The sequence below is a fragment of the Arhodomonas sp. AD133 genome (genome assembly GCF_051195215.1).
Classification (GTDB): domain Bacteria; phylum Pseudomonadota; class Gammaproteobacteria; order Nitrococcales; family Nitrococcaceae; genus Arhodomonas.
Window position 1 is genome coordinate 93117 of the sequence record NZ_JBNAZM010000013.1, and the last position, 14454, is coordinate 107570.

At 64.7% G+C, this 14454-nt stretch carries 12 protein-coding genes; 11 read left to right on the top strand and 1 reads right to left on the bottom strand.

Annotation, left to right across the window (positions count from 1 at the left end; genetic code table 11):
* Positions 1-20: 20 nt before the first annotated feature.
* The 3 genes from ACPEES_RS10050 to ACPEES_RS10060 all read left to right on the top strand — a co-directional run bounded on the left by ACPEES_RS10050 (position 21) and on the right by ACPEES_RS10060 (position 4254).
* The gene (locus tag ACPEES_RS10050) at positions 21-1784 is read left to right on the top strand and encodes a glycerol-3-phosphate dehydrogenase/oxidase (protein ID WP_435103337.1); all 1764 of its coding nucleotides are present in this window, start codon (positions 21-23) and stop codon (positions 1782-1784) included.
* The gene (locus ACPEES_RS10055) at positions 1768-2616 is read left to right on the top strand and encodes a class I fructose-bisphosphate aldolase (protein WP_435103338.1); all 849 of its coding nucleotides are present in this window, start codon (positions 1768-1770) and stop codon (positions 2614-2616) included. The genes ACPEES_RS10050 and ACPEES_RS10055 overlap by 17 nt, the downstream gene beginning before the upstream one ends.
* A 129-nt stretch (positions 2617-2745) precedes the next feature.
* On the top strand, positions 2746-4254 hold the full coding sequence (locus tag ACPEES_RS10060) for an FGGY-family carbohydrate kinase (protein ID WP_435103339.1): 1509 nt from the start codon (positions 2746-2748) through the stop codon (positions 4252-4254).
* A 421-nt stretch (positions 4255-4675) separates the two neighbouring features.
* Here the strand turns inward: ACPEES_RS10060 and ACPEES_RS10065 are convergent, their stop codons facing one another.
* On the bottom strand, positions 4676-5671 hold the full coding sequence (locus ACPEES_RS10065; RefSeq protein WP_435103340.1) for a GntR family transcriptional regulator: 996 nt from the start codon (positions 5669-5671) through the stop codon (positions 4676-4678).
* A 181-nt stretch (positions 5672-5852) separates the two neighbouring features.
* Between ACPEES_RS10065 and ACPEES_RS10070 the strand changes: the two genes are divergently transcribed.
* The 8 genes from ACPEES_RS10070 (at position 5853) to ACPEES_RS10105 (ending at position 14286) form a co-directional block, all read left to right on the top strand.
* Positions 5853-7304 carry an amidase family protein gene (locus ACPEES_RS10070; RefSeq protein WP_435103341.1) on the top strand — a complete coding sequence of 484 codons (1452 nt, stop codon included), beginning with the start codon at positions 5853-5855 and terminating at the stop codon, positions 7302-7304.
* Positions 7301-8251 (top strand): polysaccharide deacetylase family protein, encoded by a 951-nt coding sequence (locus ACPEES_RS10075; RefSeq protein ID WP_435103342.1) that lies wholly within the window; start codon positions 7301-7303, stop codon positions 8249-8251. Before ACPEES_RS10070 ends, ACPEES_RS10075 begins: the two co-directional genes overlap by 4 nt.
* Before the next feature lie 5 nt (positions 8252-8256).
* The gene (locus ACPEES_RS10080) at positions 8257-9468 is read left to right on the top strand and encodes an ABC transporter substrate-binding protein (protein WP_435103350.1); all 1212 of its coding nucleotides are present in this window, start codon (positions 8257-8259) and stop codon (positions 9466-9468) included.
* Positions 9469-9504: 36 nt separating this feature from the next.
* The gene (locus ACPEES_RS10085) at positions 9505-10641 is read left to right on the top strand and encodes a polyamine ABC transporter substrate-binding protein (RefSeq protein ID WP_435103343.1); all 1137 of its coding nucleotides are present in this window, start codon (positions 9505-9507) and stop codon (positions 10639-10641) included.
* A gap of 64 nt (positions 10642-10705) precedes the next feature.
* Positions 10706-11626 (top strand): ABC transporter permease, encoded by a 921-nt coding sequence (locus ACPEES_RS10090; RefSeq protein WP_435103344.1) that lies wholly within the window; start codon positions 10706-10708, stop codon positions 11624-11626.
* Complete coding sequence (locus ACPEES_RS10095) at positions 11623-12429, top strand: ABC transporter permease (RefSeq protein ID WP_435103345.1); 807 nt, start codon at positions 11623-11625, stop codon at positions 12427-12429. Before ACPEES_RS10090 ends, ACPEES_RS10095 begins: the two co-directional genes overlap by 4 nt.
* 46 nt (positions 12430-12475) lie before the next feature.
* Complete coding sequence (locus tag ACPEES_RS10100) at positions 12476-13552, top strand: ABC transporter ATP-binding protein (RefSeq protein ID WP_435103346.1); 1077 nt, start codon at positions 12476-12478, stop codon at positions 13550-13552.
* A gap of 47 nt (positions 13553-13599) precedes the next feature.
* Entirely contained in the window at positions 13600-14286 is a 687-nt protein-coding gene (locus tag ACPEES_RS10105) for a DUF1989 domain-containing protein (RefSeq protein ID WP_435103347.1), read from the top strand.
* Positions 14287-14454: the final 168 nt, after the last annotated feature.

The window sequence follows — 14454 nt, forward strand, 5'->3', positions numbered from 1 at the left end:
GACAAAGGGCCGTCCCGACAATGATCAACAACAACCGCGACCAGCGCCTGCGGCGACTGCGGGCCAATCCGAACCCCGATGTGCTCGTCATCGGCGGTGGCATCAACGGCATTGGCGTGTTCCGGGAGCTCGCCCTGCAGGGCATCGACGTCGTGCTCCTGGAGCGTTCGGACTACTGTGCCGGCGCCAGCGGTGCCCCTTCGCGAATGATCCACGGCGGCCTGCGCTACATGGAAACCGGCGAGTTCCGCCTTGTGCGCGAGTCGCTCGCCGAGCGTAACCGCCTGCTGAAGAACGCGCCGCACTACGTGGCACCGTTGCCCACGACAGTGCCGATTTTCGAGTGGTTCTCGGGGATGGGCAACGCCCTGATGCGTCTCCTCGGCCGCAGCCAGCGCCCGAGCCGACGCGGCGCGCTGATCATCAAGACCGGTCTGGTGCTCTACGACCTGTTCACCCGGAAGAACCGGGTGATGCCGCGCCATCGCTTTCGCAGCCGCAGCGACAGCCTCGCGCGCTGGCCGGACCTGCACCCGGAGATTCGCTGCACCGCGACCTACTATGATGCCTCGATTACCTACCCGGAGCGCCTGGGCATCGAGATGATCGCCGACGCGGAGGCCGCCCACGACGGCGCGGTCGCCCTCAATTATGCCGGCGCCGCCTCAGTGGAGGGGGATGGTGTGGTGCTCGAGGATCACCTCGGCGACCAGCGCCTGACGCTGCACCCGAAAGTCGTCATCAATGCGACCGGTGCCTGGATCGATCTCACCAACCGCAGTCTCACACCCACAGCGCAGGGCCGTCAGGCGATGATCGGAGGCACCAAGGGCTCGCACCTGGTGGTCGCCAACGATCGCCTGCGCCGGGCGCTCGATGGTCACATGGTCTACTACGAGAATCACGAAGGACGGGTGTGCATCCTCTTTCCGTACTTCGATCACGTGCTCGTGGGCTCCACCGATCTCAAGGTCGAAACCCCCGAGGGCGTGTGCTGCGACGATGCCGAGCGCGATTACATCCTGCGCTCGCTGCGCTATGTCTTCCCTGACATCGAGATCCGTCCGGAAGAGATTCTGTACACGTTCAGCGGCGTGCGTCCCCTCGCCAACAAGGACGCCGCTACCACCGGCCAGCTCTCCCGCGACCACGAATGCCGCGAAGTGTCCGCGAAATACGGCTTGCCGTTCCCGCTGCTGTGCATGATCGGCGGCAAGTGGACGACTTTCCGTTCCTTTGGCGAGCAGGTCGCCGACCGGGTGCTCGATTACCTGGGGCGGCCGCGTCGCTGCCACACGCGTGATCGTGCCATTGGCGGCGGCGCTGCGTTTCCCGAATCACGAGCGGCACGGACGGAGTGGGCGCGAGAGCTGGCTGATGCCAGCGGGCTGGATGTCGCGCACGCGCAAAGGCTAACGGATCGGTACGGCTCCCGCGCCGTGGCACTGGCGCGCTATATGGCGGAAGGCAGCGACAGCCCGCTGGCGGCTGCGCCCGCCTATACCCGGCGCGAGATGCGCTGGCTGATCGAGCACGAGCAGGCCGAAACCCTGGACGACCTCGTCGCCCGCCGGACCTGCCTGGCCATCAACGGCGATGTCTCCATGGATGTGCTCGTCGAGCTCGCCGGCATCCTCGGTGAGTGCCGCGGGTGGTCCGCCGAGCAGCGCCGTTGGGCCGTCGACGCCTGTGTGGAGAAGCTCTGGCGGCTGAACCGGGTTTCGACGGCCACGCTTCGCAATCGCAACAAAGCAGAGGAAAGCGACAATGTTCAATACGCATAAGGTGCGGCTCAACCGCCTGTTCAGGAACGACCGCTGTCTCGACGTCGCCATCGACCACGGCACCTTCAACGAGCCCACCATGCTCTCCGGTCTCGAGGACATGGCCGGGGTCACGAAGACGCTGATCACCGCCGGGCCGGACGCCATCCAGATGAACTACGGCCAGGCCGATCTGCTTCAGAACGAGCCCGGCCCGGTGAAGCCGGCGCTGGTGATGCGGGTGGACACGGGCAACGTCTACAACAAGGTGTCCCACCGCACCATGTGGTCGGTGTTGCAGAACGCCCGTGACCCGGTGCTGCCGGCCGTGCAGATGGATGCGGCATGCGTCGTCGTGAACCTGCTCATGCTCCCGGGCGAGCCCGAGCTGTTCCAGCAGTGCGTCGAGAATATCTCGCGCCTTCGCGAGGACTGCGAGCACTACGGCATGCCGTTGATGATCGAGCCCCTCGCCATGGCCCCCAACAGCGAGAAGGGCGGCTACATGGTCGACGGTGACATCGACAAGATCGTGCCGCTGGTGCGCTTCGCCCGGGAGCTCGGCGCCGACGTCATCAAGGCCGACCCGCCGGACCATGCCGAAGCGTTCCACCGCGTCGCCGAGGCCGCGCGCTGCCCGGTGCTCGTGCGTGGCGGCGGCCGCGAGGACTTGCTCACCGTGCTGCGCAAGTCGCAAACCCTGCTCGAACAGGGGGCCATGGGGCTGGTCTACGGTCGCAATGTCTACCAGCACGACAATCCCCGCAGAATCGTGACGGCACTTTCGGCGATGATTCACGACGGCGTCTCCGCCGAGCAGGCCTGGGACGCCTACCAGCGCAGCGACGACTGACATACTAATCCGATCACAGGTCATGCCACGTGTCAGGGCGCTCGTGCGGCTCGGCTGCAAGGCGCGCGAGCGAAAGCGTGGCGAGGCTCACGTCGAGTGAGCGCAACGCTGCAGCAATGGAGGAGAGCTATGGGGTATCTGATCGGGCTGGACGTGGGTAACACCATGGTCAAGGCCGCCCTTTTCGACGAGCTCGGCCGCCAGCTCGCCGTGCAGACCAGTCACGGCAGCACGCACCAGCCGCGTCCGGGGCACGTGGAGCGCAGCCTGGACGAGCTCTGGAACGGTGCCGCCGGTGCGATCGGCGCCTGCATCGACAAGGCAGGGGTCGATCCATCCCATGTCCGCGCGGTGGGCTGCACCGGCCATGGCAACGGTCTGTACCTCGTCGACCGCGAGGGCGCACCGTTGCTGGGCGTCCAGTCCATCGATACCCGTGCGATCGCCACGGCCGGGCGTCTGAACGCCGAAGGCCGGGGCGAGCGTCTGCGCCGGTTGAACCTACAGACACCGTGGCCCGCCCAGAGCCCCACGCTCCTCGCCTGGATCCGCGAGCACGACCCCGAGACGTTCGCGCGTGTCGGCACGGTGTTGCTGTGCAAGGATTTCGCCACGTACTGCCTGACCGGCCGGTTGGGTTCGGATTACTCCGACATGAGTGGTGCAGGCTTTCTCAATGTCACCGAACGCCGTTACGACGAGGCGATTCTGGCGGAGTACGGGCTGGCGGATTGCCAGGCATTGCTGCCCGCGCTCGCGGAGCCCAGCGACATTGTCGGTCACGTCACCGCCGAGGCTGCGGCGCGCACCGGGCTGAGGGAGGGAACGCCGGTGGTCGCCGGCTTGTTCGACGTGGTCGCCAGCGCGTTGGGATCCGGCACCGCCAGAGTGGGCGAGGCGAGCGTGGTCGCCGGGACCTGGAGCATCAACCAGGCCATTCTCGACCACCCCATCGCCGACGACCCGCCGTTCATGAGCTCGGCCTACGAGCCGCAGCGCTGCATGGCTATTGAATGCAGCGCCACTTCCGCGGGCAATCTGGAATGGTTCGCCGGCCAGTTCCTCGCCGGCGAGAGCGCGGCCATGGGGGAGAGCTCGCCTTTCGAGCTCTGGAACCGTCTGGTCGCAGACGTAACGCCCGCCCGCGACCTGCCCATCTATCACCCCTTCCTCTACGGCTCATCCACGCAGAGCGATGCCCGTGCCGGCCTCTATGGAATCACCGGCGCCCACGGGCGTGAGCACATCCTCTACGCGCTCTACGAGGGGGTGGCCTTCGAGCACCGCCGCCACATCGAGCGCCTTCGCGAGGCCGGCGGCGTGTTTCACCGCGTGCGCCTGTGCGGTGGCGGATCGCGCAGCCCGGTGCTCAGCCAGTTGCTCTGCGACGTGCTGGAGGTCCCCATCGAAGTGGCGAGCGCCGAGGAGGCGGGCGCGCTCGGTGCCGCCATGGCGGCGGGCGTGGGTGTGGGGCTGTTCGGCAGTCTGGGCGACGCCGCCGAACGCATGACCTGCGTCGAGCGCCACTACGAACCCCAGGAGCATTACCGCGACACGTTGCATGACCGCTACCGCCGCTACCTCGCCCTCTGTCAGGTCATGGCGGAGGCATGGCGGGAGATGAGTCGCGTGCAGTGACTGAGTCGCGCCGTGTCGGTTAGTCCCGGGTGGCGGACGGGCTGAACTCTGCTACGTGGACAACGAAGGGAGCCGACTCCGTGGCGGATCCACAGCCTCGTTACCCGCTGGACCGTCTGAATCTGCAGCACCCGCCGCAACAGACTGCGGTGCTTCTGATCAGCCACCGGTGCTGTCTCGCTTTCTGCCAGGTCATGGCCCGCTTCGGACGCGCCGAAGCCGCTGCGGCAGGGCTGGGCATTGCCGTCGGTGCGCGCCTGGCCGGTGCCGGAGAGGATCCACCGCGCTGCTGCTGGCACCAGGGCACCTGTCAAAAGGTTAGTGGGGCCATTTCGCAACCAGTGATAGCCCCGAATCCGGTAGTGCGGAGGTTGCAGCGGTCGAATTGGAGCCGGCGCCCAGCCGGGATCGAGCGCAGCCATTAACTAACACGGATCAGGTAGTCGGGGAGCTCGGGTTCCGGGAACACGGCGAGGGCCTTGAGGCGTTGACGTGTTCTCTCTGCGGCGGCTTCGAGGTGTGCTTCCAGACTCGCTGCGGCCGCTGTCACCGCATTGCGCAGAAGATGCTCAATGACCAGCACATGCTCAGCCAGTGCCGGGCTCTCCCTGGCACGCCCTACGACGGTAAAGAAGACGTGGTTGACGACAAGCGGCAGCTGGCTATGGCGGATGATGGCACGCAATCGCTCGTTGTCGTGGAAGCCCAGGCACCTCTCGTGGAGGTCACGCTCGATCTCGCGAAGCAGCGATATCGGCGGTGCGGCCTCGTCGTCCATTGCTTGCTCCAGGCGAGCACGCATCGCGACGAGCTCATCGTGAGGAAGGTGTGGAGCCGACCCTTTTAGGGCTACAGGCTCAAGCAGCTGCCTGATCTCGTAGTCTTCGCGCATGGCGCGTGCCGTGAGTGGACCGACCACCCAGTGCCCGCTCGCGTCCTTGCCGACAATTCTGCGGTCTTTTAGCCGCATCAACACCTCGCGGGCAACGGTGCGGCTGACCTCATAGTGGTTGGCGAGCTCGACGGCCTGGACCCTGAACTGCCCAAAGGCCATCGCGGTGGCAAGCACCTGCTGAACCTCGTCCTGAATGCGGTCGGCCAGCGCTGGCGAATCGCCGGCCAGCTGCGTATTGGTCTCGAGCCCGAGTGTTCTGGCATCAAGACGGCGGCGGATCGGCTCGATAGACGAGTGGGACCCGATGAGGTACCCCCGCCCTTCGAAGCGATGGAGCAGGCCCTCGTCGTGTAGCTCCGCTAGCGCTCGGCGCACAGGCGCGCGGCTCGTGCCGAAGATCTCGGCGATCGGTTTCTCGATGATCACAAGCCCCTCTGGTACGCGACCACCGCGAATCGACACGCCGAGGGCGTCGCGGATCACCTTGTAGCGGGGTGTGCCCGACTCATGCCGTGAGCCCACTGTCGGTCTCCATTCCTCCGGGCGCGCGCCCCGCTGTCCGTGGGGTCGGCCCAGTTATGACTTCCGTTGGATTATATCCATTTATCAGCAATTACAAAAACACACCTTGCATACGCTAGTCATTTTTGTATGCTTGCCTACGATGGCTGGCCACATGGGCCACCTTCGGAGGAGACCCCGGATGCGTGAAGCCACTGCAATCAGTACTGACCCACCGCCCCCTGGGCACCGCCGAGGCGTGCTCGAGGCGCTCGCAGCGCGGTTGCGGGCGGGCGAGGTGACACCCGAGGTGCTGCTGGAGCGCGCGGTAGAGCGCGCCGGAGCACCTGAGCTCGATGCGGTGTACCTCGCTATCCCGGTGGAGCGTGCGCGCCGAGAGGCCGCCCGAAGCGGTGCGCGTCACAGGCGTGGGCGCTCGCGCGGGTTGCTCGACGGGATCCCGGTGGCCTGGAAGGATGTCTTTGACGTGGGCGGCACGCCGACGACGGCAGGCTCGGCATCACGCAAGCGCGCAGCGCCGGCCACCGAAGATGCCGAAGCGGTTCAGCGGCTTGGCATTGCTGGCATGGTCTGCGTTGGCAAGACGAATCTCTCGGAGTTCGCTTTCAGCGGGCTCGGCATCAACCCGCACTTCGGTACTCCAGCCAATCCGTGGGCCGGGAACGAGGCGCTCGTGCCCGGTGGCTCCTCTTCGGGATCCGCTGTCGCCGTGTCCGCCGGGAGCGTGCCTGTCGCTATCGGAACGGATACTTCGGGTTCCGTGCGTGTGCCGGCGGCGTTCAATGCACTGGTGGGATTCAAGCCGAGTGCCGGGCGCTATCCGCAGGGCGGCGTCTATCCGCTTTCCCGGACACTGGATCGGGTCGGGGTGCTGGCGCCGATGGTCCGCGATTGTGTCATCGTCGACCAGGCCCTGCGCGGTCGCTTGCCCCTGTCGCCCCATGCCCCATCGGTCGAGGGTGTTGAGGTGGTGGTGCCGACGAATGTTCTTTCCTGGGGTACCGACGCCCCGGTGATGGAGGGATTCGACAACACCGTGGAGGCGCTCAGGGCTCGGGGAGTTCGCGTCATTCGACGCCCCCTGCGTGGGCTCGAGCAAGCCTACGACGTCATTGCCGCACACGGCACGATCACCGCCGCGGAGGCCTACGTCCTCCACCGCGATCTCCTCGGGCGGGCTACTGAATCCAGTATCGATCCGCTGGTGGCGCGACGCCTGAAAGAGGGGGGCGCGCAGACAGGTAGTGATCTGGTCGCGATACAGCGCGTGCGTGAGCAGGCGTCGCGGACCCTCGCACACGAGCTCGGGGGCGCACTGGTGCTCTTTCCCACCGTCGGCTGCCTGCCGCCGTCGATGAACGCTTTGGCGAGCGATCCGGAGCGGGCCCATAACACGAACGCTAGGGTGCTGCGAAACTGCATGGTTGGCAGCCTCCTTGACCTCCCCGGCGTTGCCTTGCCCTGTGGCCTCGATGCCCGCCACGGCCTCCCCATCAGTTGCCTGCTCTCCGCCCCGGCCGGCCAGGACGTGCGTGTGCTTGCCAGCGCGCTAGGTCTGGAGGCGGCCATCGCGGAGGCGGGTCTCTGGCGTACTTCGCTGAGCCGGTACTTTCCTCAGGAGCTCGAAAAATGACTAAGCGTATTCTCTGTGCATATGGTGTAGATTTCGATGCCGTCGCCGGTTGGCTCGGGACTTACGGGGGCGAGGACTCACCGTGCGACATCTCGCGGGGGCTGTTCGCCGGTGAGGTGGGAGCGCCCCGGCTCCTGAACCTGTTCGCGCGTTACGGCATCAAGGCGAGCTGGTTCATCCCCGGTCACTCCATCGAGACCTTTCCCGAGCAGGTCGAGGCTATCGTCGCCGCGGGCCACGAGATCGGCCTCCATGGCTACAGCCACGAGAACCCGCTGGAGATGACGCGTGATCAGGAAGCGGCCGTGCTCGACCGGTGTATCGAGCTCGTGAAGCAGTTCTCGGGCAAACGCCCGCGGGGCCACGTCGCGCCCTGGTGGGAGTTCAGCAATGCCACCGCCGATCTGCTCATCGAGCGCGGCATTCGCTACGACCACAGCATGATGCACCACGACTTCCAGCCTTATTACCTGCGCACCGGCGATCGCTGGACGAAAATCGACTATAGCCAGCCGGCCGAGACCTGGATGCGTCCGCTGGTGCGTGGCAAGCGAACCGAGCTCATCGAGATCCCCGCCAATTGGTACCTGGATGACGAGGTGCCAATGATGTTCGTGAAGGCCCAGGCGAATAGCCACGGCTTCATCAGTCCCCGGCAAATTGAGGAGCTCTGGCGCGAGCAGTTCGACTGGGTGTACCGGGAGTGCGACTACGCCGTGTTCCCGATGACCCTCCACCCCGATGTCTCTGGGAGGCCTCAGGTTCTGCTTATGCAGGAGCGGCTCATCCAGCACATGCTGAGTCACCCCGGAGTCGAGTTTTGCACGTTCGAGGACATCGCGGATGAATTTGCCACCCGCTGCCCCAGCGTTGACAGCGCGTTCCCGGCCCGGGTGGCGGGCGCGACCGCTGGCTCCCGTCGCCCGGTCCGGAGCATGGAGCAGTGAGCGCCATGGGCGAGGGGGGACAGATGGAGGGGCGCACTCGAGCGCCGGCCGTTCACGCAGGCCCGGTGCGGCTCAGGGTGCTCGGGACTTCGGTCAGCCTTCTGGAGCCGATTCGGGCGCGTGCGGCCGCTGATCTGGGGATCGAGCTCGAGTACGTCATTCACGACGGCACCACGTCGCAACGAATCGCCGCGCTCGAACCGGAGGCATTCGATGTCTACGACCAGTGGTTTCACAACGTCGATCTCATCTGGCCGACGCGCTCGATACAGCCCATCGACCTCGCGCGTATCGCCCGATGGGACGAAATCAACGCCCTGCCAAAGCGCGGACGCCTCTCGGAGGAACTCCCGCGGGCAACCGGCGGCAACCCGGCGGATCGTCTCTACGTGCAACACGACGGCGAGCTCGGCGCTTACGAGACCGGGCGGATCAGCATGTTGCCGACGGTTCACAATGCCGACTCCTTTGCCCACTTGCTGCCCCGTGACCAGCTAGAGCCGCTGAGCTGGGCTGCCCTGCTGGACGAGGCGAACGCAGGCGCGGTCGCGTTGCAGAGCGACCCCGCAATCGGTGCCCTGGACGCTGTGCTGGCCGTGCAGGCGGCGGGGCTATGCGACTTCGAGGATCCGGGCAACCTCAGCGTCGAAGAGATCGACGAGCTCGTCGAGACGCTGATCCGCTTCAAGCGCGCCGGGCATTTCCACCGCTTTTGGGCTACCGAGGCCGAGGCTGCCGAGCTTCTCACCAGTGGCGCGGCCAATATCGCGAGCATGTGGTGGCAGGGCTTCGTGCGTCTGCGCCGCAGTGGGGTGCCGGTGGGAATGGCCACACCCCGCGAGGGCTACCGCGGCTGGTACGGCGGTCTCTCGCTGTCGCGATGCCTCGAGGGGCGCCAGCTCGACGCCGCCTACGAGTACCTCAACTGGTGGCTCTCCGGATACCCGGGTGCAGTCATGACCCGTAACGGTGCCTATATGTCGAATCCGGCGTCCGTTCGCCAGTACCTCTCCGAGGCGGAGTGGCACTACTGGTACGAGGGCAAACCCGCCGGTGAAGACCTCTTTGATCCCTATGGAGAGCGGATCGTGCGCGAAGGGGAGATGCACGAGGGGGGCGGGTACGAGGCTCGCATGAGCCGCGTGATCGTCTGGGATTCGGTAATGGATGAGCACAACTACCTCGTCCGCCGCTGGGCGGATCTGTTGAAGAGCTGAACGCACTACATGCTCGACGCAAGAGGAGGAGCGGACATGTTTTCAACCGACAGCAGCAAAGACCAACACAGCGGCGGTGTCAGCCGCCGGCGCTTCCTGCAGTGGAGTGCCGCGGCGGGGGCCGCGGCCATGTTGCCCTTCGGGATGGCTCGTGCTCGCAACGAGCTGACCATGCTCTCCTGGTATGGCCATGCAGAACCCGAGGTCATCGGCGCCTTCGAGGAGAAGTACAACGTCAAGGTCCGGGCGAAATACTACGTCGGTGGCGATCAAATGCTCGCTCTTCTCGCGCAGTCCCCGCCCGGCACTTACGACGTCATCCTGAGCGATGCGGAGTTCGTCGAGCAGCTTCGGATCGCCAACTATGTCGAGCGTCTGGACCCCTCGGACTACCCCTTCGACGACTATTTCGCCGAATTCCAGGAGTACCCCGCGCACTGGCATGAAGGGGATCTTTACTCGGTGATGCTGCGCTTCGGCTATCTTGGCCTGTCCTATAACCGGGATGTGTTGAGTGCAAGTGAGGCGAGCAGCTACGCGGCGATGTGGGCGGACAAGCTCAGGGGCCGTCTGGGGCACTTCGACTGGTATCTCCCCAACTACGGCTGCATCAGCCTCTACGAGGGTAACCCGGCACCCTTCGATATCGACCAGCCCACCTGGGAGGCGGTCGCGGCGCGCACCCGAACACTGAAACCGCAGGTGGCCGGTTACTTCGACTACGGCGGCGTACTCGGCTCTCTTCGGTCCGGGCAGGTGGCTGCCGTACCCGGCATAGGTGACTGGATCACCGGGGTCCTCCAGCGCGACGGTGCCAACGTTGATACCGCCATCCCCGAAGAGGGCGGTCTGCAGTGGACGGAGTCGCTGTCCATTGCGCGCAACGCTTCCAATCCGGAGCTCGCCAAGCAGTTTATCCAGTACATGACGTCCCCCGAGGGGCAGGTGCGCACGGCCACCATGAAGGCCTACCCAGCGCTATTGCCCACGCGAAGCGGGTGGGAGGCGCTCAATCGCGTCAATCCCGACGAGGCCAAGCGTCAGGGCATGGTCTTCGGCGCGCGCAATGCGCTCACGCTGCTGCGGGAGGGGCGGATCACACCTCGGCGTTTGCCCGTGCAGCAGTCCATCGAGACCTGGAACGAAGCCTGGTCTTCTTACAAGAACCTCTGAGGGCTAACGCGCTGCAGCCCCGTTGAACACGGCGGGGCGCAGACCCTGGTGGGTGGAGTCGAAAATGAACTTGTCAATTGATAGCGCCCACGCGGCTCTCGCGCCGGCGCATCGTCAGGGTCGACATGACTGGCGCAAGCGTGCCAGCAATACGGCCTATCGGGCGCTCTGGTCGTTACCGCCGTTGGTCTGGCAGACGCTGTTCTTCGTTCTGCCGCTTGTCTTTCTGTTGGTGCTGACCTTCTGGGTGGTCCACAACTACCGTCTGCAGCCGGATTTCAGCATCAGCAACTGGTTCAAGGTCTACGGAACGCCGCACTTCTGGGACACCTATGGCCGAACCCTCGGGCTGGCGCTCAGCTCTTCGGTCGTGACAACCCTCGTGGCATTTCCCTGCGCCTATGCGCTGGCCTTTCGCGCCTCCCCGGCGGTAAGGCGGCTGGGGGTGCTGCTGCTCGTTACTCCCTTTTTCACCAGCTACCTGGTTCGTATCTACTCGTGGATGGCGATCCTCTCCGATCAGGGTGTGCTGAACGCCGCACTCGAGAGCATCGGCATCAGCCCGGTCACCGTGTTGAACACGGGTGCCGGCACGCTTGTGGGGTATCTCACCCTGTGCCTGCCCCTCGCCGTGCTCATTCAGCTGATGAGTCTCGGCAACGTGGATCGCACTCTGGTCGAAGCCGCGCACAACCTTCGCTGTCCGCCCTGGCGAACAGTGTTCTCAGTCGTTATTCCCGCCGCGCGTGTAGGGATCATCGTGGCGGCCGTCTTCACCTTCATCCTCTCGTTCGGTGATTTCGTCAGTCCCACGTACCTGGGTGGCGGCAATCCGCCGACGCTGAGCATCCTCATCACCGATCTCACCAAATCCGGTCAGCAGTGGCCCCGGGCGGCGGTGGTCGCGATCACCATGATCGTGACGCTACTCACCATGGTCTCTCTGGCGCTCGGCTTTGCCTACCGGCGGAGGGGAATCAAATGACATACGCAAACAGGTTGCTCCGTGACTCGTTGTGGGTCTACGTGCTGCTGGTGTACGTGTTCGTTTTTACGCCGATCGTGGCGAGCTTCGTGTTCTCGCTCAACGCCGATCGCTTCCCGACGCTGCCGTTGGGTGGCCTCTCATTCGAATGGTATCGGGAGATCCTCGCCGACTCCGGCGTCAGGCAGGCGTTCCGCAACAGCATTGTCGTGTCGCTCGTCTCCGGCACGGTCGCCACGGTGCTCGGCTTCGGCGCCGCGTACACGGATTTTCGCTTCGACTTCGTCGGTAAGAAGGTCTATCTCGCCCTGGCGCTGTTGCCGCCCACGGTGCCGTTGGTGATTTTCGGCCTGGCAATGCTTGCCTTTCTCTCCCGAGTGTCCCTCGCCGGACACCTGCATTCGGTGATGATCTCCCACATTGTGCTCTGCACGCCGTTCGCGATGGCGCTCATCCGCATACGGCTCTCGCAGATGGACCCAGCCCTCGAGGAGGCGGCGTGGAACCTCGGCGCCAGCCGTTGGCGGACGATGGCAAGCGTCGTGGTGCCGTTCGCGGCACCGGCGCTGGTATCCGCCTGGTGCCTGACAATGGCCGTATCCTTCGATGAGTTCGCCATTGCCTGGTTCGTCGCCGGGCTGAACGAGACCGTGCCGGTGGCAATTCTTCAAACGCTGCAGGGCACGGTCAGCCCCCGAATCAACGCCATCGGAAGTATCGTCTTCAGCATGTCGATCGTGCTCGTGGTCATCGCCCAGCTCGTATACATGCGAAGCGGGTGCAAGCAGCCAATCAATACGTAGGTCCGCGCGCAGCCCTGAAGCTGGCTCAAGTCGAGAGGATTCCGCGATGAGCACTCCATTTGTCGAGATCAAGAACATTACCAAGCGATTCGGCTCTGCGCCGGTCGTCGATGACGTCAACCTCCAGATAGACAACGGCGAGTTTCTGGCGATCATGGGCAGTAGCGGCTGCGGGAAAACGACGCTGCTGCGTATGCTCGCGGGGCTCGAGACGCCTAGCGATGGCGAGATCCGCATAGGAGGCCGGCGCATGAACGACGTCTCCGCCTTCGAGCGCGATGCCCCGATGGTCTGGCAGTCGCTCGCGCTGTTTCCCTTTCTCACCGTCATCGAGAACGTGGAGTTCGGGCTACGAATGCGCCGCATTGCGAAAACCGAGCGCAGACGCCGGGCGCAGCACTGGCTGGACCGAATGGAGATTGGCCACCTTGCCGGGCGCGACATCGATCAGCTTTCCGGCGGCCAACGCCAGCGGGTGGCATTGGCGCGGGCACTTGTAACGGAGCCGCCTATGCTGCTCCTCGACGAGCCCTTCAGTGCACTCGATGCAAGCCTCACGGTGCGGATGCAGGGTGTCATCAGTCGGCTCCAGCGCGAGCTTGGCATCACCTTCATCCTGGTCACTCACAGCCACTCAGAGGCATTTGCGCTCGCTGACCGCGTGGTGATCATGAACGGCGGACGGGTTGAGCAGGAGGGCCGTTGCAGGGACGTCTACGATCGCCCGCGCTCGCGCTTCGTGGCGGAGTTCCTCGGCGCGAACAATATCTTCTCCGGAAAGGTCGCTGAAGCCGACGCGGGGGAGCTGGCCGTGGAGACGGGGGATGGTCTCTTTCAGGCTCCAGCCCCTGAAGGCGCGTCGTTCCAAAGGGGGGCTAACGTCGACTTGATCGTTTCCGCCGACTGCATGGAACTCTCACGCTCTGGTGACGGGGTGCCCTGTCGCCTTGTCGGAGAGGAGTTCGTGGGCGCCAATGTGAATCTTCACCTGGAGACCTCGCAGGGGACTGCGCTAATAGTTCATACGCCTCGGCACGCCCTCGACTCGTTGGGCCCGGAGGTGGGCAGTGAGTACGTCGCATCCTGGCGCCCCACGAGCGCTCATGTAGTCGCCGCAGCGTGAGTTGAACGGTTTCACGAAGCGCCAGCCAATAATCGAGGTAGGGCACAATGCAGATCGAGGTCGGCTTCGAGCCCGGCGAGCCCGATGGGCTCAACGACACCATTACGCAGCCAATTTCCACAGGCGCAATCGCCGAGCGCGGTCGGGAATACGCGATACCTGCCCGGCAGGGGCGCGCAGTGCGTCTCGACGCGGGGCAACACCTGAATATCCGGAACCCCAGTGGCACCCAGGTTTGCGATTTCTGGGCCTTCAATGCGCGGGATTTCCATGAGTTCCTGTCGATGGAACACCTGAGAACGGCACTCGGCCGCACGATCCCTCGCCCTGGCGACGGCCTGGTGAGCAATCGGCGGCGCCCCTTGCTCACGCTCGTCGAGGACACCTCGCCGGGCGTCCACGATACGCTGATCGCTGCATGTGACCTGGAGCGCTATCGTCAACTGGGCGTAGAGGGCTACCACGACAATTGCACCGACAATCTCCGAATGGCGCTAAAGGCCGTGGGACTCTCGGCTCCGGAAATCCCGAGCCCGTTCAATATCTGGATGAACATACCGGTTAGCACTTCCGGCAGTTTCGGGTGGCTGCCGCCCCAGGCACGTCCCCGAGATCTCGTGACCTTCAGAGCGGAAGTGGATTGCATGGCGGTCATGTCGGCATGCCCTCAGGATGTAACAAATGTTAATGGCGCGGATGCGGTTCCCTCTGAATTGGTGTTTTGGGTCACCTAGCGATTGGAGTTATCTGTCGGGCCCAGTTTGTGTTGGAGCATCTGCGGCGGAAGGGAAAGTTCAAGAACGTGTAGCCGCTTGCGTCATTAGGTGTTGCGACCTGAGTGATCATATACCGACCAGGAGTTATGCTCTGTTCCAAGCCCGCTTCGCCTTGCAGGAGCTGGG